At 75.1% G+C, this 23338-nt stretch carries 17 protein-coding genes; 7 read left to right on the forward strand and 10 right to left on the reverse strand.

Going from position 1 to position 23338, the window contains the following annotated elements; genetic code table 11:
• Positions 1-3 precede the first annotated feature (3 nt).
• The 3 genes from ACFC02_RS06500 to ACFC02_RS06510 all read left to right on the forward strand — a co-directional run bounded on the left by ACFC02_RS06500 (position 4) and on the right by ACFC02_RS06510 (position 4588).
• Positions 4-2145, forward strand: a complete 2142-nt coding sequence (locus tag ACFC02_RS06500) for a GTPase (protein ID WP_376353063.1) — start codon at positions 4-6, stop codon at positions 2143-2145.
• Positions 2146-2381: 236 nt separating this feature from the next.
• Positions 2382-2858 (forward strand): single-stranded DNA-binding protein, encoded by a 477-nt coding sequence (locus ACFC02_RS06505; RefSeq protein ID WP_376353065.1) that lies wholly within the window; start codon positions 2382-2384, stop codon positions 2856-2858.
• 317 nt (positions 2859-3175) lie between these two features.
• Entirely contained in the window at positions 3176-4588 is a 1413-nt protein-coding gene (locus ACFC02_RS06510) for a Cys-Gln thioester bond-forming surface protein (protein ID WP_376353068.1), read from the forward strand.
• Between the two features lie 51 nt (positions 4589-4639).
• Here ACFC02_RS06510 and ACFC02_RS06515 read toward each other — a convergent pair whose 3' ends face one another.
• Together ACFC02_RS06515 and ACFC02_RS06520 are read right to left on the reverse strand one after the other, a co-directional pair.
• Positions 4640-5158 carry a hypothetical protein gene (locus ACFC02_RS06515; RefSeq protein WP_376353071.1) on the reverse strand — a complete coding sequence of 173 codons (519 nt, stop codon included), beginning with the start codon at positions 5156-5158 and terminating at the stop codon, positions 4640-4642.
• Between the two features lie 187 nt (positions 5159-5345).
• A complete protein-coding gene (locus ACFC02_RS06520; protein WP_376353074.1) occupies positions 5346-5468 on the reverse strand; it encodes a BBE domain-containing protein in 123 nt (40 codons plus the stop codon).
• Between the two features lie 181 nt (positions 5469-5649).
• On the opposite strand from ACFC02_RS06520, the gene ettA reads away from it, so the two are divergent.
• The 3 genes from ettA to ACFC02_RS06535 are packed head-to-tail and all read left to right on the forward strand — an operon-like array spanning position 5650 to position 8414.
• On the forward strand, positions 5650-7314 hold the full coding sequence (gene ettA / locus ACFC02_RS06525) for an energy-dependent translational throttle protein EttA (protein ID WP_376353077.1): 1665 nt from the start codon (positions 5650-5652) through the stop codon (positions 7312-7314).
• A gap of 6 nt (positions 7315-7320) precedes the next feature.
• Entirely contained in the window at positions 7321-7734 is a 414-nt protein-coding gene (locus tag ACFC02_RS06530; protein ID WP_376353079.1) for an acyl-CoA thioesterase, read from the forward strand.
• Positions 7731-8414: a hypothetical protein gene (locus ACFC02_RS06535; protein ID WP_376353081.1), complete on the forward strand. Its 684-nt coding sequence runs from the start codon at positions 7731-7733 to the stop codon at positions 8412-8414. The genes ACFC02_RS06530 and ACFC02_RS06535 overlap by 4 nt, the downstream gene beginning before the upstream one ends.
• Positions 8415-8650: 236 nt before the next feature.
• Here the strand turns inward: ACFC02_RS06535 and ACFC02_RS06540 are convergent, their stop codons facing one another.
• The 4 genes from ACFC02_RS06540 to ACFC02_RS06555 all read right to left on the reverse strand — a co-directional run bounded on the left by ACFC02_RS06540 (position 8651) and on the right by ACFC02_RS06555 (position 16510).
• The gene (locus ACFC02_RS06540) at positions 8651-9610 is read right to left on the reverse strand and encodes an ABC transporter ATP-binding protein (RefSeq protein ID WP_376353084.1); all 960 of its coding nucleotides are present in this window, start codon (positions 9608-9610) and stop codon (positions 8651-8653) included.
• Positions 9611-9803: 193 nt separating this feature from the next.
• Positions 9804-12539 carry an FtsX-like permease family protein gene (locus ACFC02_RS06545; protein WP_376353087.1) on the reverse strand — a complete coding sequence of 912 codons (2736 nt, stop codon included), beginning with the start codon at positions 12537-12539 and terminating at the stop codon, positions 9804-9806.
• Position 12540: 1 nt separating this feature from the next.
• A complete protein-coding gene (locus tag ACFC02_RS06550) occupies positions 12541-15822 on the reverse strand; it encodes an FtsX-like permease family protein (RefSeq protein ID WP_376353090.1) in 3282 nt (1093 codons plus the stop codon).
• 283 nt (positions 15823-16105) lie between these two features.
• Positions 16106-16510 (reverse strand): globin, encoded by a 405-nt coding sequence (locus ACFC02_RS06555; RefSeq protein WP_376353093.1) that lies wholly within the window; start codon positions 16508-16510, stop codon positions 16106-16108.
• 104 nt (positions 16511-16614) lie between these two features.
• Here ACFC02_RS06555 and ACFC02_RS06560 point away from each other — a divergent pair, with 104 nt between their 5' ends.
• A complete protein-coding gene (locus ACFC02_RS06560; RefSeq protein ID WP_376353096.1) occupies positions 16615-17613 on the forward strand; it encodes a methyltransferase domain-containing protein in 999 nt (332 codons plus the stop codon).
• A 16-nt stretch (positions 17614-17629) separates the two neighbouring features.
• Here ACFC02_RS06560 and ACFC02_RS06565 read toward each other — a convergent pair whose 3' ends face one another.
• The 4 genes from ACFC02_RS06565 to ACFC02_RS06580 form a co-directional block, all read right to left on the reverse strand.
• Positions 17630-19225, reverse strand: coding sequence for an FHA domain-containing protein (locus ACFC02_RS06565; protein WP_376353098.1), 1596 nt, complete (start codon positions 19223-19225; stop codon positions 17630-17632).
• A gap of 128 nt (positions 19226-19353) precedes the next feature.
• Positions 19354-20700, reverse strand: a complete 1347-nt coding sequence (locus ACFC02_RS06570) for a VWA domain-containing protein (RefSeq protein ID WP_376353101.1) — start codon at positions 20698-20700, stop codon at positions 19354-19356.
• 169 nt (positions 20701-20869) lie between these two features.
• Positions 20870-22321: a protein phosphatase 2C domain-containing protein gene (locus ACFC02_RS06575; protein ID WP_376353104.1), complete on the reverse strand. Its 1452-nt coding sequence runs from the start codon at positions 22319-22321 to the stop codon at positions 20870-20872.
• Between the two features lie 3 nt (positions 22322-22324).
• The coding region (locus ACFC02_RS06580) for a tetratricopeptide repeat protein (RefSeq protein WP_376353107.1) at positions 22325-23338 on the reverse strand (1014 nt) is incomplete at its 5' end.

Here is a 23338-nt window from a genome sequence, read left to right on the forward strand (position 1 = left end):
CCGGTGACCGCCGTCACTGACCAGGACCGAACGGAAGACGCCGCGCACAGGGATCGCCCAGGGCGCGCGGAGCGCACGGAGGGCGCGGTCTCCGCCGAGGTGGAGGGCTCGGACCCGGTGGACGGCCGGCCGAGAAGGGGCCCGGGGGAGCAGAGGGCCGGCAGCGGCAGCAGGGATCCCAGAGACGTCAGAGACCTTGGAGATCCCAGGAGTGCCGGGGACGGCAGGGACGCCAGGGACGGCAGGGGTGGCAGGAGCCCCGCGGACCGGGAGGCTTCCGGCAGCGCGCTCGTGAAGCACGCGGACCGGCAGGGCGACCGGTACGGCGACCGGCACGACCGGGCGGACCCTCTCGCCGACCGCCCCACCGACCGGCACGCGCGCGTGAGGGACGACGACGCCCCCGGCCGTGGCGGAGCCGACGGCGCCTGGGACGACGGGCTGATCGCCCGCCGCGTCACCGAGACCGGCACGAGCGCCGCCGAACTCGCCCCTGTGGAACTCCGCCCCGCGCGGTCGCTGCCCGTGCCGCCGCTCGCCTACGACGGACCGCTGCGCTCCCGGCTGGACGCGCTGCGCGAACTCGTCGGGCTCTCCCGCGCCCGGCTGGACAACCGCACCCTCGCCGAGGCGGGACGTGTCCTCGACGAGGCGGCGGCGCGCCGCCGGCTGTCCGGGCAGCACACCGTCGTCGCCATCGCGGGCGCCACCGGCAGCGGCAAGTCGCAGTTGTTCAACGCCCTCGCCGGCGTGCCGATCTCGGAGACCGGCGTCCGCAGGCCGACCACCGCGGCGCCCATCGCGTGCAGTTGGAGCGACGGCGCGGCCGGCCTCATCGACCGGCTCGGCATCCCCGGCCGGCTGCGCCGACGCCCCGTCCAGGGCCCGGACGCCGACCCGCAGCTGCGCGGGCTCGTCCTGGTCGACCTGCCCGACCACGACTCGGCCGCCGTACAGCACCGGGAGCACGTGGACCGCATCCTCGGACTGGTCGACGCGGTCATCTGGGTGGTCGACCCGGAGAAGTACGCCGACGCCATCCTCCACGAGCGTTACCTGCGGCCCCTGGCGGGCCACGCCGAGGTCATGTTCGTCGTCCTCAACCAGGTCGACCGGCTGCCCGGAGAGGCCGCCGACCAGGTCCTCGACGACCTGCGGCGGCTGCTCGACGAGGACGGCATCGCCCTCGGGGAGTACGGCGAGCCGGGCGCGACCGTACTCGCGCTCTCCGCGCTCACCGGGGACGGCGTCGGGGAACTGCGGGAGTCACTCGGCCAGTTCGTGGCCGAGCGCGGTGCCGCCGCCCGGCGCATCGCGGCCGACGTCGACGCGGCGGCGGCCCATCTGCGGCCCGTCTACGCCACCGGGCGTCGGGCCGGGCTGAGCGAGGAGGCACGGGAGGAGTTCGCGGCCCGGCTCGCGGACGCGGTGGGCGCCGTCGCCGCGGGCGAGGCGGCCGAGCGTGCCTGGCTGCGCAACGCGGGCCGCGCGTGCGGCACGCCCTGGCTGCGGCTGTGGCGGTGGTACCAGGACCGGCGCGAACCACCCACGGGCCGCCTGCCGGTGCGCGCGCAGCCCGACGAGGAGGCCACGGCGCGTCAGCGCGTCGAACAGGCGGTGCGCACGGTGGCCGAACGGGCCGCGGCCGGACTGCCGGCGCCGTGGGCGCAGGCGGTGCGCGAGGCCGCGGTGCGCGGTGCGCAGGGGCTGCCCGAGGCACTGGACGAACTGGCGGCGCGGGCAGGCCTGCCCCCGGGACGCCCGCCGCGGCCGGGCTGGTGGCCGGCGGCGGTCCTGGCCCAGGCCTCGATGACGGTCCTTCAGGTCTTCGGCGGACTGTGGCTCGTCGGCCAGATCGCCGGTGTCCTGTCGCCGGACCTCGGGGTGCCGGTGCTGCTGATGATCGCCGGGATCGTCGGCGGACCGCTCGTGGAGTGGAGCTGCCGCATCGCGGCGCGCGGCCCGGCCCGGCGCTACGGCCAGGAGGCGGAACGCCGATTGCGGGAGGCGGCCGGGGGGTGCGGCCGGGCCCGGGTACTGGACCCGGTGGCCGCGGAACTGCTGCGCTACCGGGAGGTGCGGGAACAGTACGCCCGCGTGAACGGGGCGGGGACGGGCGCGGGAGCGGTGCCGGGCACGCGGTGAGGCGTCCGACGGGTCGGCGGGCCGGTGCGGGGGCGGGAGCCTGTCCCCTGTCCGGGTGAGCGAGTTGTCCACAGGCGGGCGGTGGTCCACAGGTCTCTGCGGGCCCGTCCCGACGGCGGCAGTCTGGTGCCGCGGCGATCGCGACGGACGCGGTCGGCGCGGCAGGCGCAGCCGTACGGGACGGGCCCGTACGCGTGTTGGCCCGGCCCGGACGGCCGGGCGAGGGAGGGTAGACGATGAACGAGACGATGGTCTGCGTGGTCGGGAACGTGGCGACCCAGCCGGTGTACCGGGAACCGGTGTCGGGGGCGTCGGCGCGGTTCCGGCTGGCAGTCACCTCGCGCTACTGGGACCGCGAGAAGAACGCCTGGACGGACGGGCACACCAACTTCTTCACGGTCTGGGCCAACCGCCAGCTCGCCACGAACGCGGTGGCGTCGCTGAACGTGGGCGACCCCGTGCTCGTCCAGGGCAGGCTGAAGGTGCGTACGGAGACCCGGGACGGCACCAGCCGGACGTCGGCCGACATCGACGCCGTGGCGATCGGCCACGACCTGGGGCGGGGGACGGCCGCGTTCCGGCGGACCGGCAGGCCCGAGCCCGGCACGGCCGGCGCCCAGGCACAGCCCGAACCGTCCTGGGAGACACCGGAGCCGGACCCGGCCGTCCCCTCGGCGAACCGGCAGGAGCGCGAACCGGCCGCGGTGACGTGACACCGAGCGCGGCCGACCCCTCCGGGCCGGCCGCGCCCCGCACCCGCTCCACGGCTCCGTACGTCAACTCCCGCCCGACACACCCGGTCGAGGCGGATTTGTCGATGATCCCCGCTCGTGGCAGGGACGGTCGGCGATAACGATTCCGATTCGGATCCGTCGGCTGACGATCTGACAGCAAGTGCCGGTGCGAGGGGTCCTTAGGATGCCGAGGTAGCTCTCTGGGCTTGGAGATTCTGCTGGTGGGACCGCACCCCCACGTGAACGGGTCCTGCTCGAAGGGGAATTCTGTGTGTGCTTCGTACTCCGCGCGGTCCGTGCGCGGGCGGGGGGCGACCTCTCTCGCCGCCCTCGCTCTGACGTCCGGACTCGTCGCCACCGGTGTGCTGGCCGCCGCCGGCCCGGCCGCCGCCGTAGGGAGGCCGCAGAGCCAGGGCGGGGCCACCGCGACCATGGGCGGCCTGAAGACGTACGGCGCCGCCGTCCTCCACGACGAGGGCGGTGACCACCAGATCTCGGCCGGTCTGTTCGAAATGGCCGTGGACGGCGGCGGGATGCTGCAGACGTACTGCGTCGACATCCACAACCCCACGCAGAAGGACGCCAAGTACTACGAGACTCCCTGGAACGGCACCTCGCTCGGCACGAACAGGAACGCCGGGAAGATCCGCTGGATCCTGAAGCACTCCTACCCGCAGGTGAACGACCTGGCGGCACTCGCCCGCAAGGCGGGGGTCAAGAACCTCACCGAGCAGGACGCCGCGGCCGGCACCCAGGTGGCCATCTGGCGCTACTCCGACGGCGCGCACGTCGACGCCGCCGACGCCCGGGCCGAGAAGCTCGCGGACTACCTCCACAGGAGCGCGCGCGACCTGGCGGAGCCGAAGGCCTCGCTCAGCCTCGACCCGCCGGCGGTCTCCGGCCGCCCCGGTCACCGGCTGGGCCCGGTGACGGTCCACACCGACGCGAGCAGTGTGACGGTGGCCTCTTTGGCGGACACCGGCGGCGTGCGGATCGTCGGGAAGGACGGCAAGCCGGTCACCTCCGCCAAGAACGGCAGCAGGCTGTACTTCGACGTGCCCAGGACCGCCGCCGACCCCGACGGTGCCTCCACGGCACCGGGCGACGCGGCAGGCTCGGCGGACCTGACCGTCCAGGCGTCCACCACCGTGCCGGTCGGCCGTGCCTTCACCTCCGACAGCCGCAGCCAGACGCAGATCCTGGCCGGCTCCAGCGAGTCGACGGTCTCCGCGACCGCCGTCGCCACCTGGGCCGACAAGGGCGCGATACCGGCCCTGTCGGCACAGAAGGACTGCGACAAGGGCGCCCTGGACATCAAGGTGGTCAACAAGGGCGACAAGGCATACACGTTCGAGCTGATGGGCGCCGCCCACAGCGTCCCCGCGGCCGCGGCCCGTACGATCGCGATCCCCCTCCAGGAGGACCAGGCCTACGACTTCACGATCACGGGCCCGGACGGCCTGGGACAGCGTTTCACCGGCGTCCTCGACTGCAAGACCCAGGGCGCCGCGGTCGGCACGAAGACCCAGACGCTCGGCGAACCCGTCCCGGCCCCGGCCAAGGCGGGCGAGGTCCCCGACGGCACGAACCTCGCCGAGACGGGCGGCACCGACACCACCCCACTGATCGCCGCGATCGGCCTCAGCCTCCTGGTCCTCGGCGCCACGGCCCTGAGCATCGTCCGCAAGAAGAAGACCACCCAGGGCTGACCCCAGCCTCCCGGCCGGGGGCGCGTCCGTGTCGCGGGCGGCGAGCCGGGCTCATCCAGCGGCAAGGGCTCCGAGCCAATCGGTGAACGCGCAGAAGTCGGCTTCCACGAGTCCCCGGGCCGGGTCCACGCGGTGCAGCAGCGACGGCCCGGGGTGCTGGGCGGCGACCCAGACGTGGTCCATGGCGCCGATCTCGTCGTCGGCCCAGATGAACGGCCGGCCGTCGGCCCACTCGACCAAGGGGCGCGTCTTCCAGTGCAGGCCGCGGGGTCCGTCGTCGGCGCCGGTGTCCGGCCACTCCACCAGGGGGAGCTTCGGCAGTCCGAGGCGTGGAGCGACGGCCTCGTTCGCATCCCGCATCCACGTCGTCGCCCACACGAGACGGCAGTCCAGGGCCATGAGGCGCGGTCCGATCCCGGGATCGAGCCGATCGAGCAGCGGGTTCCCCCGGTCGAGGGCCGCCGAGGGGCCGGGAACGGGCACCTGCGGGGGACCGTACGACGCCCCGAACGGGATGAGCGGTCCGTCGACGTCGAGGAAGAGGAGGGGGCGCTCCGGTGCGCTGGCCATGGTGTCACGGTAGTCCGACGAGGTGAGGACACCCGTCGCCCCCGGGTCCTCCCCCTCGGACATGTGCGGATGCCGGCAGCGAAACCCCAGGTCAGAGCCGCCGGACCGGACGGGTTTCCGCCCAGGGGCGGACGTACGGCGAGCCGAGCCCCCTCACCTGCCGGGTGGGGGCTCAGGCCCTGCTCGGTCAGCAGGATGCGGGCGGGATGCTCTGGTCGTACTGGAAGACGTTGCGAGGGTCGTACTTCGCCTTGATCCTGCCGAGCCGGTCGAAGTCGGACCCCCAGAAGGCGGCCTCCCGGTCCTGCATGCCGATGAAGGGCGCCCGAGGCCGGCGGACGGCGACCGGCAGTGCCGGGCGAGTCGCAGGCGGCCCCGGTAAACACCAGCTCAGAGCCCTGCGACCGCACTGGTTTCCATCCAGGGGTGGCGGTCAGGCAAGATGGGGTGTATCTGCCCACTGCCAGATTCAAGCTGCCGGACGGTTTCTCTTGGCTGAGTTCATTTACACCATGCGCAAGGCGCGCAAAGCGCACGGCGACAAGGTGATCCTCGACGACGTCACCCTGAACTTCCTTCCGGGTGCCAAGATCGGCGTCGTCGGCCCGAACGGTGCCGGTAAGTCGACCGTACTGAAGATCATGGCGGGGCTTGAGCAGCCCTCCAACGGGGACGCGTTCCTGTCGCCCGGTTACAGCGTCGGCATCCTGCTGCAGGAGCCCCCGCTGAGCGAGGACAAGACGGTCCTGGAGAACGTCCAGGAGGGCGTCGCCGAGGTCAAGGGCAAGCTCGACCGGTTCAACGAGATCGCCGAGCAGATGGCGACCGACTACTCGGACGCGCTGCTCGAAGAGATGGGCAAGCTCCAGGAGGAGCTGGACCACGCGAACGCCTGGGACCTCGACGCCCAGCTGGAGCAGGCCATGGACGCCCTGGGCTGCCCGCCCGGCGACTGGCCCGTGGTCAACCTCTCCGGTGGCGAGAAGCGCCGGGTGGCGCTGTGCAAGCTGCTGCTGGAGGCCCCCGACCTGCTGCTCCTCGACGAGCCCACCAACCACCTCGACGCCGAGTCGGTGAACTGGCTGGAGCAGCACCTCGCCAAGTACGAGGGCACCGTCGTCGCCGTCACCCACGACCGGTACTTCCTGGACAACGTCGCCGGGTGGATCTGCGAGGTCGACCGCGGTCGCCTGCACGGCTACGAGGGCAACTACTCCAAGTACCTGGAGACCAAGGCCGCCCGCCTGAAGGTCGAGGGCCAGAAGGACGCCAAGCGGCAGAAGCGGCTCAAGGAAGAGCTGGAGTGGGTGCGGTCGAACGCCAAGGGGCGCCAGGCCAAGTCCAAGGCGCGTCTGGCCCGCTACGAGGAGATGGCCGCCGAGGCGGACAAGATGCGCAAGCTGGACTTCGAGGAGATCCAGATCCCGCCGGGCCCGCGCCTGGGCAGCGTCGTCGTCGAGGTGAACGACCTGCACAAGGGCTTCGGCGAGAAGATCCTCGTCGACGGCCTGTCCTTCACCCTCCCGCGCAACGGCATCGTCGGTGTCATCGGCCCGAACGGCGCCGGCAAGACCACCCTGTTCAAGATGATCCAGGGCCTGGAGACGCCGGACACCGGTGACATCAAGGTCGGCGAGACCGTCAAGATCTCCTACGTCGACCAGACCCGCGCCAACATCGACCCCAAGAAGACGCTGTGGGAGGTCGTGTCCGACGGACTCGACTACATCAACGTCGGACAGGTCGAGATGCCCTCGCGCGCGTACGTCTCGGCCTTCGGTTTCAAGGGCCCGGACCAGCAGAAGCCGGCCGGGGTCCTCTCCGGCGGTGAGCGCAACCGCCTCAACCTCGCCCTCACCCTCAAGCAGGGCGGCAACCTGCTGCTCCTCGACGAGCCCACCAACGACCTCGACGTCGAGACCCTCTCCAGCCTGGAGAACGCGCTGCTCGAGTTCCCCGGCTGCGCCGTCGTCGTCTCCCACGACCGCTGGTTCCTCGACCGCGTGGCGACGCACATCCTCGCCTACGAGGGCGACTCCAAGTGGTTCTGGTTCGAGGGCAACTTCGAGTCGTACGAGAAGAACAAGATCGAGCGGCTCGGCCCGGACGCCGCCCGCCCGCACCGGGCCACCTACAAGAAGCTGACCCGGGGCTGATCGGTCTTGCGGCACATCTACCGCTGCCCGCTGCGCTGGGCGGACATGGACGCGTACGGCCACGTCAACAACGTGGTCTTCCTCCGCTACCTGGAGGAGGCCCGTATCGACTTCCTGTTCCGCCCGGACAAGCAGTTCAAGCAGGGGTCCGTGGTGGCGCGCCACGAGATCGACTACAAGAGGCAGCTCGTCCACCGGCACGCGCCGGTGGACATCGAGCTGTGGGTGACCGAGATCAGGGCCGCCTCCTTCACCCTCGGCTACGAGGTGAAGGACGGGGACCAGATCTACGTCCGGGCCTCCACGGTGATCGTGCCGTTCGACTTCGAGGCACAGCGGCCCCGCCGGCTCACCGAGGAGGAGCGCGAGTTCCTGCGCGAGTACCGGGACGCGGACGAGGAGGAGGCCGTCGCCGCATGACGGTGCTCCACCTCGCCGACGAGACGGAGGCGGCCGATCTCGCCGCCTTCCTCTCCCGTCTGCTCCACTACGACCGTGCCGCCGCCGTCCGCCTCCAGGCGGCGGGGACGGCGCTGGCGGTGTTCGGGCGGCCGGCCTCCTTCGAGGTGCTCGCGGTGCGCGCGGTCGCTCTGGCCAAGCCCTACGAGGACGGCCTCGAAGCCACCCTCGACGTGACCGTCTCCGCGGGTGAACTCCTGGAGGCCGTCGACGAGAAGGCGGCCACGACCGCCGTCCCGGCCGCGGTGACCGGGCCGCCGTGGGCGGGCGTGCTGCCCCCGCGCGGCGGCTGGCGGGCGGAGGGCGGGCTCCCCCCGGCGAACTCCCTGCGCGCGCTGGTCTCCGGGGCCGTCGCCGAGTTCCGTACCCGCACGGGCGAGCTGGCTCCAGAGCGGCGGACCCGGGGCGAACTCGACCGGATCGGCCGGGAGATCTGGTCCCGGACGGTCGCGGAGAGCGGGCTGCCCGTCCGGGCCGTGCACGCGGCGCAGTCCCTCGGCTTCCTGCGGCCCGCGCCGGCCGCCGGGCCGGACGGCCTCGCACTGTTCTCGTCGGGCGCCTGGCTCCGGCTGCGCACCCCGTACGGGTCGATAGCCGTACGGCGGGCCGGCCTCGGGACGCTGGGCGTCAGCGTCCGCTAGCTGCCGCCGCCCGCCGGCCGGATCCGTCCCTGGCGGCCCGGTCCCTGCCACCTCGGTCCCGGCCGCGCCCGGGGCAACTCCCGACGTCAGCCGCTCCGGGTCCGTCCGCAGCCGGTTCGGACCCGTCCGTCGTGGTCCCGGCTCCTGCCACCACCGAGCACGCCCGCGGACGCCCCGGTCCTCGTGCGGCCGGACCACTCCGGCCCGTTGTCGTCCCGGCCCCGTCCGCCGCCGTCTCAGTCCCGATCGCTGTCGTCCGGCCGGACCGCGATGTGGTCGGGTTCCAGTTCCAGGGCCACGCGGTCGCGCATGCCCAGGGCCTGGGTGTAGTCGGCCGGCAGTTGCAGGCGGCCGGCGCGGTCCAGCATCGCGTACTCGCGGCTCACCACCCGCTCGTCGCCCGTCGCCTCGTCGACCTCGCTGCGCCGCAGCACCTCCGTGGAGGTGCGGCCGTCGCGGATGGCGACCGTGCGGCGGACCTCCGTGGCCACCGCCTGGTCGTGGGTGACGATGACGATGGTGGTGCCCAGGCGTTCGTTGGCGGTGCGGAAGGCGGCGAAGACCTGCTCGCCGGTCTGCGAGTCGAGTTCACCGGTGGGCTCGTCGGCGAGCAGTACCGCGGGGTTGTTGGCGAGGGCCACCGCGATCGCGACGCGCTGCTGCTGGCCGCCGGACATCTGGTGCGGGCGCCGGTCGCGGCAGTCGCCGACCTCCAGCAGTTCCAGGAGCTCCAGCGCGCGTTCGGCCTTGGCACGGCGGGCGCGGCCCCGGGAGCCGGACAGCTGCATGGGCAGCGCGACGTTCTGCGCGGCGGTCAGGTAGGGCAGCAGGTTGCGGGAGGTCTGCTGCCAGACGAAACCGACGACCTCACGGCGGTAGCGCAGCCGGTCCTTGGCCGTCATGGCGAGCAGGTCGTGGTCCCCGACCCGGGCCGCGCCCGCCGTGGGCGTGTCCAGACCGGCGAGGATGTTCATGAGGGTGGACTTGCCGCTGCCGGACGCGCCGACCAGAGCCATCAGCTCCCCCTGGCGTACCAGCAGGTCGAGCCCCTGGAGGGCCTGCACCTCCACGCCGTCGGCGGAGAAGATGCGCACCAGCCGGTCGCAGGTGATCAGGGCGTCATGGCCGTAGGCGGGCCGGGTGCGGTCCTCGGTGGCGCGCCGGGCCAGGTCGGCGAGGGTGGGATTCTTCGTCATCGGAGGACTCCTGCACGGCGGCTACGGCGGCTACGGCTGCTACGGAGGCTAGGGAGGCTGTGGCAGCAATGGCGGCAATGGCAGTCACGGGGACTCGGGCCGCCGCCGCTGCTGCCGCCGCTTCGGTTGCGGTGGCTGCCGGGGCCGCCGCGTTCACGGGGTCCGCGTCGGCGGCCCGGCGGCTCGTACGGGCTCATCGCGCGTCCCCCGCCCGCAGCTCGCGCACCGAGCCCCTGCGGCCCGTCCACCACGCCTGCCCGACGGCGACGGCGACCGCCAGCAGCAGGACCCCCGCAGCCGGCAGGGCCAGGGACAGCGGATCGGTGCGCAGCACGTTCTCGCCGGCCGAGACGGCGCTGGAGGGCAGCGCGATGGTCGTCAGGTCGACGCCGGGGGACAGCAGCCGGATGGTCGCCCAGCCCGTCAGCGCGCCGCCCGCCGCGGCGAGCACCGCCTGGGGAAGGGATTCCAGTACGAGCAGGAGGCGGCCCTGGGCGCGGGTGAGGCCCATGGTGCGCAGCCGGGCGAGCAGCGCGGTGCGTTCGGGCGCGGCCCGCAGCAGGGCCAGGAGCAGGGCGAGCACCGCGTAACCGGTGCCGGCCGCCACCGCCGCCGTGTAGATGTGCTCCGCGCCGGACTGGAGGGGGGAGTCGACGTACCGGGCCCGTTCGGCCGACCGCAGATGCACGCCCACGGACGCGCCCGCCGCCCGGCGCAGCGCGCCCGCGTCCAGGTGGTCGCCGGTCAGCAGCAGCGTGCTCGTGCGGGCGGCCTGGCTGCTCAGCCCGGACCGGTCCACGACCAGGAAGCGGGTGCCGATCACGGCCGGTGTCCGGTCCCGGACGACGGCGATGCGGACGGTGACCGAGGTGCCGTCGTCCAGCCGGACCGGGAAGGGCCGGGTGCCGTACGTCTCGGCGACCGACGGGGAGGCCAGCGCCGGCAGCGGGTCCCGCCGGTCACCGGCGGGCCGCCGCAGTTCCTCCTGGGAGAACGCGCCGAGTCCGGTACGGCGGGCCAGGGCCGCGTAGTCGGCGGGGACCACGCCCGCCAGGGTCGTCTGGGTGAGGTCGTCACCCGCCTTGGCCTCGTAGTTGACGCCCGCCTCGGTCACCGCGCGCACGCCGGGCACCTCGCGCACCCGTTCGGGCAGCGTGGCCGGCAGGATCCCGGTGCCCTCGACGCGGCCGTCGGCGCCGACGGCGATGAGCGCGGCGTGGTCGCGGGCGTCGGCCACCCCCGCCAGCACGGAACCGCCGAACGCGGCGGTGGTGAGCGCGGTCAGCAGGGCGAGAAGGGGCAGCACCGCGGAGACGGACGTACGGCCCGCGCGGGCCAGGGAGAGATGGCCGACCGCGCCGCGCAGCCGCCCGGCGGGGCGCATCAGCCAGCGCAGCGGAAGCGGATACAGGCGGACCAGCACGAGGGCCGCGATCACGCCCACCAGTACGGGCGCCAGCGAGACGAGTCGGTCACCGGAGGCGTCCGAGGAGCCCGAGACCCCGCGCCGCCGCAGTGCCTCCACCGCCGCCGCGGCGATCACCAGCAGCGTCAGCTCGGCGACCGTACGGCGCCGGGAGGGACGTACGGACACCGTGTCCTCGCGCGGGCCGTGCAGGCGGACCGTGCGGTGCGCCGCCGCCGCGCGCAGCGGCAGCGCGAGGCAGGCGAGGGCCGTGACCGCGACGGCCGCGAGCAGCGCGGGCAGGCGGCGGCCCTCGGGCACGGCGAGCAGGGCCGCGCCGAGTCCGAGCGCCCCGGCGGGCACCGCGACCACCGCGGTCTCGGCCAGCAGCCGTCCGGTCAGGCCGCGCAGGGAGGCGCCGCGGGCGCGCAGCAGGGTGAGTTCGGTGCGGCGGCGGTCGGCGGCCAGGCCGCCCGCCATCATCAGGACGACGGCGGCGACGGTAGCGCTGCCGAACGCGGCGACCGCGACGAGCGGGCCGACGCCCGAGGCCAGGCGGTCGTAGGAGGCGAGGACGTCGTCGAGATCGGTGGCGGCCTGCGCGGCCGGGTCGGTGGCCGCGCGCATCTGCCCGAGCCCCGGTCCGGCCTCCAGGGTGGCGACCGCGGACTTCAGCCGGCCGAGTTCATGGGCGTGCAGGGCGCCGCCGTCGGGGGCCACCTGCCAGTAGCGGACCGGTCTGCCGTTGGTGGCCAGCATTGCCGGGGCCGCCTCCGGCGGGAGCAGCAGGGTGCCGAGCCAGTAGTACAAGGGGTCGTTGCTGCCCGGTACCCGCATCAGGGCCGGGGAGCGCAGCAGCGGCTCGGTCGCCCAGTAGGCGCCCTCGGGCGCGCGGGGCGTGACGATGCCGGTGACGCGGACGGCGAGCGGAGGGCGGGAGACGGCGGGCACGTGGATGACCGAACCCACCTTGACGTGCAGGCTCCTGGCCGTCTCGGCGGTGACCGCGGCCTCCACCCCGGCCGTCTCGGCGGTGACCCGGCCGGCCGCGCGGGGCAGCCGTCCGGTGGTCAGGGTGGAGTGCGCGGCGAGCCCGTTCTGCGCGGCGAGGCGGATCTGCGGGGGGACGCCGCTGGGCCGCGGGATCCACGGGTCCGGCACCGTCAGGTCGGCGGTGTTCTGCACCCCGTACGAGGACTGGTCGCGGTCGACGACGAGCGGCCGGGGGACGGCGCCGACGACCCTGCCGAACTGGCGGCCCAGCGCCTGCGGCAGCAGCGCCTGTTCCCGCTCGGCCGCCGAGAGCTGGAGGCCGGGCTGGGGGGCGCTCACCGTCAGGGTGGTGCGTTTCGGGGTCGCCTGCTCGACGGCCCGGCCCAGGCCGGCGTCCTCGTAGTGGTCCAGGGCGCGCGGGAACGCGGCGGCCAGGCACGCCGTCAGCGCGACCAGCAGGGCGAGGGCGGCGGCGGCACCCGGCGCGGTGCGCAGCCGTACCCGGACCCAGGCGGGAGCGACGGTGTTCACCTCACTCACCTCCGCGGTCTCGAAGGGACACCGCCGGGTCGGCCCGGCGCAGGGTCAGCACCGCCGTGACGACGAGCGGTGCGGCGGCGACGGCGGCCAGCAGCAGCGCCACCTGGCCGACCGGCAGCCGGACCAGCACCGTCGGCACGGGTTTCGTGGCCTGCCCGGTCAGCACGATCAGCGGGATCACGGCCCGGGTCAGGACCGTGCCCAGGGCCACGCCGACCACCAGGGCCAGCGCGACGAGGACGCCCTGTTCGGCGGCGAGCATCCGGGCGAGCTGGCGGCGCGGTGCGCCCAGGGCGCGCAGCACCGCGAACTCGGCGTCGCGTTCGCGCAGCGCCCCGGCCGCGCTCACCGCGAAGCCGAGCGCGGCCAGCGCCGCCGCGACGATCGCGGCGGCGGTGAACGCTGCGGCCGGCCCGGCGCCGAACGGGTCGTCGCGCAGCTGGCCGGCGATCTCCTCGCGCACGACGACCTGTCCGGGGTCGATATCAGGCAGCGAGCGCAGCTCGGCGGCGACGGTGCTCGCGTGGCGGGCGTCGGCGCTCAGCCACCACTCGGTGGGTTCGGCGCTCTCGCCGTAGCGCGTCTGGAGCAGCCGGTTCACCGCCCGCAGGTCCATGAGGAGGCCTCCGCCGTCGTGTGCCGTGTCCGGGGAGGCGCTCTGGCCGGCCCCGGCCGTGGTCGGCAGCTCCCGTACCGCGCGGACGAGCCGCACCGGGAGGTTGCGGCCGGCGAAGGTCACGTCCATGCGCTGTCCCGCGTGGGCGCCCGCCGCGGTCAGGAAGCGGTCGGTCGCCACGGCCGCGATCTCCCGCTGCGCGGGCTGCGTGACCTGGAGCCGTACGGTGATGACCGTCCCCACCGCCCACATGTCCTGGTGCGGCACGTAGCCGGTGCCGTAGGCGACCGTCGGCGGGCGGCCGGAGGTCACCTCGGCCGCGGCCGGAATGTTGCTGCCGTCGGGAAGGGCGTCGGCGCCGCCGGCGGACACCGCCGTCCAGGCGGTGGGCAGCGTCAGTTGCCGGGCCGCCCCGCCGCCGTCGGCCTCGACCGCAAGGAGGGTCAGGCGGTGCTCCGCGGCCCGGTCCACGGGCTGGGGCACGCTCAGGTCGAGACCGGTGAGCGTCAGGGGCCCAGCGGCGGGCGGCAGGTCCACGTCGAGGGGGCGGGCGCGGCCGTCGGCGGGCAGCGGGGGGAGGGCCTTGCGGTACGGGACGCCGTAGCGGTCCTGGAGGGTGACCGCCAGGTCCACCGGCGTGGCCGGGTGTTCCGCCGCAGAGCTGCGCACGGCCGCCGTCAGCCGCAGCCGGGCCGTGCCCGCGGGTACCTGCACGCCCGCCGCCGCGCCCTTCGGGGCGAGTCCCGCCAGCAGTGGGCGCACCGGTTGTGGTGCCAGGTCGCCGCGCAGCAGTACGGAGCCCGCCGCGCTCGTGGTGTCCAGGGCGAGCACGGTCCCGGTGCGGTCGGCGGACATCGGCAGCGAGGTGCGTACGGCGGGGGCGGCGGCCTCGACGTGGGGGACGGCCGCGTACTGCTCGCTGCGGCCCAGGCCGCCCTCCCCGGCGCCCATCACCCGCACCGGCGCACCGGCGAGGAAGTCCGCCTGGTCGTCCTGCGAACGGTTCCAGGAGGCGCCCTGCCCGATCGCCAGCATGCCCAGCGCGATGGCCAGGACGAGCAGCAGGACCGGTCCGGCGCCGCGCGTGGGGCGGCGGCTGAACTGCCAGCCGGCCAGCGCCGCGGGCAGCCCGCGCCCACCGGCCGCCCGGCGCTCGGCAAGACGTGCCACCGGCGGCAGCAGGCGCAGCGTCAGTACGGTTCCGGCCAGCAGCGCCAGCGCGGGCGCGGTGACGAGGAGCGGGTCGATGCCGAGGGCGCCGGTGCTGTCGTCGCCGACCGCGCCGGAGGACTGCTGGTTCAGCTGCCAGTACGCGACGGCGGCCACCGCCAGCAGGCCCACGTCCGCGCCCGCCCGCAGCGGCGCGGGCAGCGCGCGGGCCCGCCGGCCGGGCGCGAGGGACGAGGTCAGGGCGGGCAGCGTCACCGCCAGCGCGCAGCCCAGCGCCACACCGGCCGCGACCAGCCACACCCCGGGGCCGCCCGTCAGCGGGACGTCCGGGTGCAGCCCGATCCGGGCCAGCGCGCCGTGCCCGGCCAGCAGCCGGGTCAGCGGGCCGGCCAGCAGGGGAGCGCAGATCACGGCCGGTACGGCGAGCAGCAGCGCCTCCGTCGCGGCCAGCGCCGCCAGCCGGGCCCGGGAACCGCCGCGGGCCCGCAGCAGCCTGGTCTCACCGGCGCGCTCGCTGCTCAGCAGCCGGGCCACCAGCAGCAGCGCGTACCCGGCGAGCAGGGCCAGCTGGAGCGCGGCGATCAGCAGTGTCGAGCGGGCCACCAGCAGGGAGCGGTCGATCCGGTCGAGGACGTCGGGCAGCGAGGTCGTGACGGTCGGCGTGCCGCCGATCGCGGTCGTCTTCTTCAGGGTCGCCGCGCCCGCGCGCACCGCGTCGCGCAGCGCGCCGGTCCGGCCGGTGGTCAGCGCGGAGAAGTCCGCCGACGCCTGCCACGCGGTCTGCCCCGCGCTCACCCGGCCGCCGGTGAGGACACCGGCGTCGGCGAGGAGGGGACCGTACGTCGTGAAGTCGACCTTGCGGATGCCGCGCCCGCCCAGGTCGTCCAGTTGCCAGTACGGCGCGTCGGTTCCGGCGGGCCGGTACAGCCCGGTGATCCGTACGTGGGCCTCGTGGTCGTCGAGCCGGTCGGCGAGGGTCAGCCGGGCGCCCGGCTTCAGGCCCAGGCGCTGGGCCGCCGCCTGGGGCAGCGCGGCCTCCAGGTCCCCGGTCGCCGTCGCGCGCGGCAGGCGGCCGGAGACGAGCCGCACCTGGGCGGCATCGAGGGCGGCGAAGTACGTCAGGTCCGGGTCGCCGGAGCGCGCGGCGGGCGGCTGGAGCGAACGCGGGAGCGCGTAGGGGCCGGAGCGGGTCAGGGAGCGCACGGCCACCGGCAGGCCGTCGAAGGCGGTGCGGGCCTGCGCGCGCACGGCCGCGTCGGCGGCGGCGCGGCCCGCGGGCGGTACGTCGGCCTTGACGACGAGGGTCGTGGCGGCCGCGTTGCGCGCATCCCGCAGCGAGTGGCGCAGCGAGGCGTCCCCGATCGCGCCGGAGTAGGCGGTGAGCGTCGCCAGCACCGCCGTGGTCAGCAGGACCGAGAGCACAGCGGCGGCCAGGAGCAAGCGGTGTGCGCGCGCTCGCGACAGGACGAATCCCGTGAATCCCCCCACGCGGCTCCCCCCGCAGTTGTCCAGACCTGCCGGTGATGCTGTCAGAGGAGCCGGGGGCGGGGTAAGCGCTTGTAGACCTAGCTTGATCGGATTGTGACCGGAATACGGCGACGAACGACCGGAATACGGCACTCCGAGCGGTCGAACCGTCCGGTACGGGCGGGCGGACCGGGCGAAGCGGGCAACCCGGGCGACGTCATCGGGCCTGCCCTGACCGGGCCGGGCGGAACGAGAGCGGGGCCGTACGGCCGGACGGGACGGGGCCGGGCGGGGCCCCGGCGGCTCAGTCCGGGGTGTTGACCATCGACGCCGCCGCGTACGTCAGGTAGTTCCACAGCGTGCGCTCGTGCTCCTCGGACAGGCCCAGCTCGTCCACAGCGGCACGCATGTGCCGCAGCCACGCGTCGTGCGCCGCCCGGTCCACCGTGAAGGGCGCGTGCCGCATGCGCAGCCGCGGGTGGCCGCGCCGCTCGCCGTACGTCGTCGGGCCGCCCCAGTACTGGATCAGGAACAGCCGCAGCCGCTCCTCCGCCGGACCGAGGTCCTCCTCCGGGTACATGGCCCGCAGCTCGGGATCGCCTGCGACCCCCTCGTAGAAACGGTGGACGAGCCGGCGGAAGGTCTCCTCCCCACCGACCTGCTCGTAGAAGGTCTGCTCCTGAAGCGTGCCGCGCCGAATCTCATTCACCCGTTCATCGTCTCAGACGGCCGGACGGAGGACCGAGGACTTAGGTCCCCCACGCCCTGACGTGGACGCTCGCCCCGCGGCCGATCGAGCCGCACAGTGGAGCCATGGGCGCGCACCCCGTCGACACCGACGACAAGGACCGGGCCGGGCAGGCCGCCGCGGAGCGGGCCGCGCTGGTCCGGGAGATCGAGGCGAGCGGGGCCTGGGCCCGCGACCCGGTGTGGCGGGAGGCGTTCGCCGCGGTGCCACGGCACCTGTTCGTGCCGTACTACTACGTCGCCGGCGCCGCAGGCTACGAACGGCGCTGGGGCGAGAACCCGGACCCCGCCGCGCGGGAGCGGTGGCTGCGCGGCGCCTACGAGGACGTGCCGCTGGCCACCCGGCTGCGCGACGGCGAACTCGTCTCCTCCAGCAGCCAGCCCTCGCTGATGGCGCAGATGCTCGCCGAGCTGCGGGTGCGGGACGGCGACCGGGTCCTGGAGATCGGCGCGGGCACCGGCTACAACGCGGCGCTGCTCGCCCACCGGCTCGGCGACGACGGCCTCGTCACCACCGTCGACCTGGAACCGGAGATCACCGAGTCGGCCCGGCGCCACCTGGCCGCCGCAGGCCACCACCCGGTGGTGGTCACCGCGGACGGCACCCGCGGGGTCCCCCGGCGCGCCCCCTTCGACCGGATCATCGCCACCTGCGCGCTGCCCTCCGTCCCGCCCGCCTGGCCGGCCCAGTGCGTCCCCGGTGGCCGGATCCTGGTGCCGATCGCCACCGGGCTGGTCGCCCTGACGGTGCGGGACGCCGGGCACGCCGAAGGGCCGTTCCTCGACACCCCCGCCTACTTCGTGCCGCTGCGCGGCGGCGGCAGCGGACCGGCGGCACCGGTGCCGAGGCTGGAGGGCGTACCCGCGTGGGCCCGTGAGGACGATCTGTTCCGCTTCCTGCTCGCCCTGGTACGGGGGCGGACCGACGCACGCGAGGCGTACGACCTGTGGGAACGCGCGGGCCGGCCGGAACGGGAGCGCTACGGGGTCACCGTGAGCGGCGAGCGGGCCCGGGCGTGGCTGGACGACCCGCAGGGGCCGCACAGCTGGCCCCTGCCGGGTTGATCCGTACGCCCTCCGGTCAGCCGCGCCGGACGGTGATCGTCGTCCACGCGCCGACGTGCACCCGGTCGCCGTCCTGCAACGGGACCGGCACGAAGGGCTGGATCGGCTCCTCGGAGCCGTTGACCGTGGTGCCGTTGGTCGAGTTCTGGTCGACCACCGCCCAGTTGCCGTCGGGCTGCTGGACGAGCACCGCGTGCTGGTGCGAGACGCCCGGGTCCTCCGGCGGCACCGCCAGGTCGATGTCGGGGGTGTCGCCGGTGGAGTGCCGGCGGCGGCCGATGGTGATCTGGTCGCCGCTGAGCGTGCGCTGCTGCTCGGGCGAGTACGCGGGCAGGTTCAGGCCCGCGGCCTCGGGGCCGGAGCGGTGCATCATCGCCATGAAGTACTCGCGGTCCGGCCCGATCGTCGCCGTCCAGGTCGCCGGCTGCTGCGGCTGGTGGAGCTGCTGCGGCGGCTGGGTCTGCTGCGGCTGCTGTGCCTGTTGCGGGAACGCGGGGCCGGGCGGGGGCGGCGGCGGGGCCTGCGTGGCGCCGGGCTGCGGGTAGCCGTAGGCACCGGGGCCGCCCTGGGCGCCCGGAGGCTGCCCGGGGCCGGGCTGCGGGTAGCCGTAACCACCGGGGCCGCCCTGGGGACCGGGGCGCTGTCCGGGGCCGGGTTGCGGGTAGCCGTAACCACCGGGACCACCGGCCGGACCGCCCGGAGCGCCGGGACCTGGACCGCCGTGACCCGGGCCGCCGGGGCCGCCCGGGTTCGTGGACGACGGCGGGGAGATCACCCAGTCGTCGTCGCCACCGCCGAAGGACGGACCGCCGGGCTGCTGCCTGTTCGCCTCCTGCGGGAAGGGTGGCGGCGCGGGCGGGCCGGGCCGGTGGAAGGCCTGCGGGGCGCCGCCGGGTGCGCCGGGGCCACCAGGAGCGCCGGGGCCGGCGTGCGGCGGCGGGCCGGGGGGCGGCGGGAGGGGGCGGGAAGGGTCACCGCCGAAGCCCGAGGGACCGGGTCCTCCGGGTCCGCCGGGCGCTCCGGGTGCGCCCGGACCACCGGACGGCCCGGTCGGCCGGGGGGCGCCGCCGAAGCCCGAGGGGCCGGGGCCGCCGGGACGGCCCGCGGGGTCCGCGCCGAAGGGCGGGTTCGGCGGGATCGGCTCGGCCGGCCGGTTCACCTGGGAGGGCCGGGAGCCCTGGTAGTCGAAGGCGTCGCCGCCGCTGCCGTAGGCCGGGGCGGGCGCCTGCGGGAAGCGCGGGCCGGTACCGCCGCCGGGGCCGCCGACCGGGCCGGGGCCGGGCGTCTGCGGGCGCGGGGCGGCCGGGGTGTACGAGGTGGCGGTGTTCGTCAGGAAGTTCCACCGGCACTCCTCGCAGAACGGCGCACCGCCCTCGCGGGGCGTGCGGCACTGCGGGCAGAGTTCCGGCTGGGAGCCGGGCCCCCCGGGAGGGGACGGGAAGCCGCCGGCCGGCCCGGGGCCGCCAGGGCCCGGCGCGGGCGGGAAGCCGTAGCCGCCGACCGGGGGCGGCGGCGGAGGAGGAGGTGGTGGTACGGCACCGGCCATGCGGTGACCGCAGACCTCGCACCAGTCGTCGGAACCCGACTGGTGTCCGTTCGGGCAGGTCGGCATGTCGGCGCTTCCCCCTCTCCTTTCCGGCCGCACCGGCCGGATTTCTCCCACCCCGAGGGGCCGGGTTCACTGTCTGTCGCTGTGCTGCTGGGTCGTACTGCCGGCTCGTGGAGCCGAGCCGTGCCAGGTCACTTCTTTACACGAACAGTCTTTGTCGACCGGGTCTCGAGAGTCATCTCGTCGGCCTCCTCGACCTTCGTCTTCAGTCGCACAGTACCCGTCGCGGCGTCCACCACGTCCACCACCTTGGCGAGCAGCTTCGCGGTATCGGCGTTCCCGGAGGCGTTCGCGAGCTGAACCGCCCGCCCCAGTTTGGTCGTTGCTCCATCGAAATCGCCCGCTTTGCGAAGATCGAGCCCCTGTTGGATGGCCCGGGCCAGTTCGGCCTGCCCGGTGTAGTGGGCGACCTGCGGGTTGATGGAGGTGGAGGCGGCCATGTCGTCGGTCCACACGGCCCGTACGAGACCCTGGGCGCCGAGGTTCCGGGAGCTTCCGCCCGGCTCCGGCACCACCAGGGAGACCCGTGCCGCCAGCATCTCCTGGCCGATGTTCGCGCTCGGGACCTCGACGCAGAGGTGGTAGTCCCGGGACTCGTCGCCCCAGGAGCCGGTCGGGTAGTCCCCGGCGCGCGGGCCGGCCTCGCTGCGACGGTCGCCCAACTCCTCGACGGTGGGCGCGACTTGCTTGACGAACTTGATCGTGGCACCGACCGGTGTCCACACCCGCAGGGCGACGTCGGCGACCTCCTTGCCCATCGCCGTCTCCATCATCCGGGTGAAGTCGGCGGCCAGGCCGGCCGGATCGGCGACGATGTCGGCGGTGCCCAGCAGCGCGGAGGCGATCCCTGTGACTTCTTTCACTTCCCAGTCGGTGCCCACACCGCGGGCGTCACAGGTGAAGCGCCCGGCGCACGCGTCGAGCGTCGCCCTGAGGTCGTCCGGCGACTCGTGCTCGTTGCGGCCGTCGGTGAGCAGGATGCCGTGCCGGATGGCGACGTCCTGCGAGGCGAGCAGCCGGTCGGCCAGCCGCAGCCAGGTGCCGATGGCGGTGCCGCCGCCCGCGCCGAGCCGGCGCAGCGCGGTCCTGGCCTGGTCGCGGGTGGTGGCGTCGGCGACGGCGAGCCTGCCGCCGCCCGGGTAGACCTCCGTGGCCACGTGCGTCCCGGCGACCACCGCGAACCGCACGCCGTCGCGCAGCGTGTCGATCGCGGCGGCCGTGGCCTCACGGGCGTTGCGCATCTTGGCCGGCGGGTAGTCCATCGAACCCGAGCAGTCGACCATGACGACCACCGCCGCGGACGGCCCCTGGCCGGACGTGTACAGGTGCGGGGCGGTGACCGCGCTCCCGACGGTGCCGCCGCCGGTCGCCGTCACCGTGATGATGGCGTCGACCTCACGCCCGCCCTCCGGCAGGTACTCGTTCTGGTACACGTCCATCGAGAACAGCGGCACGCTGGACTTCGAGAAATTGGCCATGCCTTCCCAGATCCCCCCTCTGGGCCCCGTGGGCGGGGCTGACGACTGTGCGGCTCTGCCGGACCGGTCCCCCCCCCCCGCCGCCCTGACGGTGCCCTCCGGTCCCCGGGAAGTCCCCGTGCGAGGGCACCCGGACCGGGCGTCCCCTCGCGCGCTCCGGCCGTGTCCCTCAGGCCGATCCTGCCCCCTGCGGCGGTGCCGGGAACGGCAGGACGGCCACTGTTACGTTGTCGTGGCCCCCGCCGTCGAGCGCGTGGCCGACCAGGACCCGGGCGCTGTGCAGCGGGCGTACGGCCGCGTCCAGGGGCAGGGCCTCGGCCATCTCCTGCGCCGACTCGGCGTAGTTCCACAGGCCGTCCGTGCAGACCACGACCACTCCGGGCCGGTCCGGCTTGAACGAGGCGGTGTGCGGCTCCAGTTCGTAGGCGTCCGCGCCGAGCCAGCCGGTGATCGCGTGGGCGCGCTCGTCGGCGTAGGCCTGCGCTTCGCTCATCAGGCCCGCCGCGACCATCTGCGCGGCCCACGAGTCGTCCTCGGTGAGCCGGGCCGGCGGCGCCGCGCGGTCCACCGGCACCCAGTAGACACGGCTGTCACCGACCCAGCCGACGATCAGCAGTCCGGCGGTGACCACCGCGCCGACGAGCGTGCAGGCGGGGGAGTTCTGCTGGGGGGCGTGCTCACGGGCCCCGGCGGGCTCCTCGGCGAGCGCGTCGACCGCCCGCGCGGCGGCGACGATCGCGTCGTGCATGGCCTGCTGCGGGTGCGTGCCCCGGGGCAGGGCGGCCAGCAGGGACTCGGAGGCGGCCCGGGAGGCGGCGAGGGAGGCCTCGTCGGGGCGGGTCGCGGAGGAGACACCGTCGCAGACGACGGCCACCGTCGCGGGAGAGCCGTCGGGCAGGACGGCGTTGCCGACGGCGAACGCGTCCTCGTTGCGGTGGTGGCGCAGACCGCGGTCGCTGACCGCCGCGACCGGGCCCGACTGCCGTTCCATGTGGTCGCGTTCGCGGGGCTGGGCGTGACCGCAGTTCTCGCAGTAGCCGTCGCCGTCCACCCGGCCCGCCCGACAGGCCACGCACACCGCGCCGGCCTCACCGGGAACACCGGTCCCTTCCGGAACACCGGCCCCGCCGGGGACACCGGCCCCGCCGGGTGCACCGAATTCCGGGAGGGCGGCGGTGCCCTCCGTGCCGCCCGGGGCCGTGCGCGGGTCCGGGGCCTGGAGCGGGTACTCCTCGGGCTCCGCGGGGCGGTCGAACCGTACGCCCGCCTCCGGCGCCGCCGCTGACGGCTCCCGCCCCTGCTGCCCCTGCTGTCCCTGTGCGGGCAGCGGTGAGCCGCCCGAGTCGGTGCCCGGGAGGTCGGCGGGGTGTTGCATGCGGGCCGCGCCGGAACTGTCCGGCTGCGGGGCGAGCGGCCACCCGTCGCCCTCCGTGCCGCCCTCGGGCGGCGCGGACGGGCGCGGCACCGCGCCGCCGTTCATCTGGACCGTCGGCGTGTCGTGCCGCGGCGCGGCGGCCGACAGGTCGTATCCGCAGGCGCCGCAGAAACGGTCACCCGCCTCCAGCGGCTCCGCGCAGCTCGGGCAGTTCGTCAGAGCGGCCTGCTGGTGCATCTGGGACATCAACTACACCCACGTCCGGGGGCGGTAACGGTTGGCACGTTCCACCAGGTCGATCCTCTCCTCGCCGCCGGGCGCCAGCCGGGCCAGCGTGCGGTACGTACGCTCCAGGCCGAAGCGGAGTCCCCGCTCGTCCAGGTCGCTGCCGAGCAGCACCCGCCGGGAGGACGGGTCGGTGGCCCGGCCCCCGGAGAGTATCCAGTCCAGCGCGCAGCCGAGTACTTCGGCCGACAGCAGCTCGCGCCGCGCGGGGTCCAGACCGTACGCCCGCAGCGCCTCCACCTGCCCGGCGGCGGCCGTCAGGTCCGCCAGGAACGGCGTGTCGGAGGCGGGTGCCGTACGGTGCCGCAGCCGCGCCCGTACGGCCGCCACCCGCGCCGCCGTGTAGTGGATGGAGGACTCCGGGACCGACTCCAGGGCCCGTACGGCCCCCTGCCGGTCGCCGCCCGCGAGCCGGACCCTGGCCAGCCCGAAGGCCGCGCTCACGTAACTGGGGTCGCTCGACCAGACCAGGCGGTAGTACTCGGCAGCGTTGTCGAGCTGGCCGAGGACCTCCGCGCACAGGCCGAGCGCCAGCTTCGGCGCGACCTCCCCGGGGAAGGCGTCGTAGATCGCGTCGAAGGCGAGCGCCGCCTCCTCGTGGTCGGCGGTGACCAGGGCGGTCAGGCCCCGGTACCAGACGACCCGCCAGTCGTCGGGGTGCTGCTGCTCCAGGGCGCGCAGCACGCGTACGGCGGTGTCCGCCTCGCCGGTCTCCAGGCGGGCGCGGACCTCGCGCAGCCGGGTCTCGGTCGAGGGCGCGGGCGCGGCGGTCAGGGCGTGGATCAGCTCGGCCGGCGCGGACGCCAGCAGACCCGCCAGGAAGCCCGCGTCGGGGTCGCCGGGATCGACGTGCGGGGCGGGCAGGGCGAGCGCCGCGGCCGGGGCACCGGCCGGCTTCACGAGGGCCGGGACGGCGACCGGGACGGCGGGGGCGGGCACGGCGGCGGGGCCCGGGGCGGGCGCCGCGGTGGCCGGGCC

Origin of the sequence: Streptomyces sp. NPDC056160, assembly GCF_042268205.1 — a bacterium.
In the GTDB taxonomy this organism is placed as follows: domain Bacteria; phylum Actinomycetota; class Actinomycetes; order Streptomycetales; family Streptomycetaceae; genus Streptomyces.

What these genes read in the sequence shown, in the direction of transcription:
- ACFC02_RS06540 (WP_376353084.1), bottom strand. Translation starts at nt 9,610, where the DNA reads ATGACGAAGAATCCCACCCTCGCCGACCTGGCCCGGCGCGCCACCGAG.
- ACFC02_RS06505 (WP_376353065.1), top strand. Translation starts at nt 2,382, where the DNA reads ATGAACGAGACGATGGTCTGCGTGGTCGGGAACGTGGCGACCCAGCCG.
- ACFC02_RS06565 (WP_376353098.1), bottom strand. Translation starts at nt 19,225, where the DNA reads ATGCCGACCTGCCCGAACGGACACCAGTCGGGTTCCGACGACTGGTGC.
- ACFC02_RS06535 (WP_376353081.1), top strand. Translation starts at nt 7,731, where the DNA reads ATGACGGTGCTCCACCTCGCCGACGAGACGGAGGCGGCCGATCTCGCC.
- ACFC02_RS06570 (WP_376353101.1), bottom strand. Translation starts at nt 20,700, where the DNA reads ATGGCCAATTTCTCGAAGTCCAGCGTGCCGCTGTTCTCGATGGACGTG.
- ACFC02_RS06520 (WP_376353074.1), bottom strand. Translation starts at nt 5,468, where the DNA reads ATGCAGGACCGGGAGGCCGCCTTCTGGGGGTCCGACTTCGACCGGCTC.
- ACFC02_RS06575 (WP_376353104.1), bottom strand. Translation starts at nt 22,321, where the DNA reads ATGTCCCAGATGCACCAGCAGGCCGCTCTGACGAACTGCCCGAGCTGC.
- ACFC02_RS06515 (WP_376353071.1), bottom strand. Translation starts at nt 5,158, where the DNA reads ATGGCCAGCGCACCGGAGCGCCCCCTCCTCTTCCTCGACGTCGACGGA.
- ACFC02_RS06560 (WP_376353096.1), top strand. Translation starts at nt 16,615, where the DNA reads ATGGGCGCGCACCCCGTCGACACCGACGACAAGGACCGGGCCGGGCAG.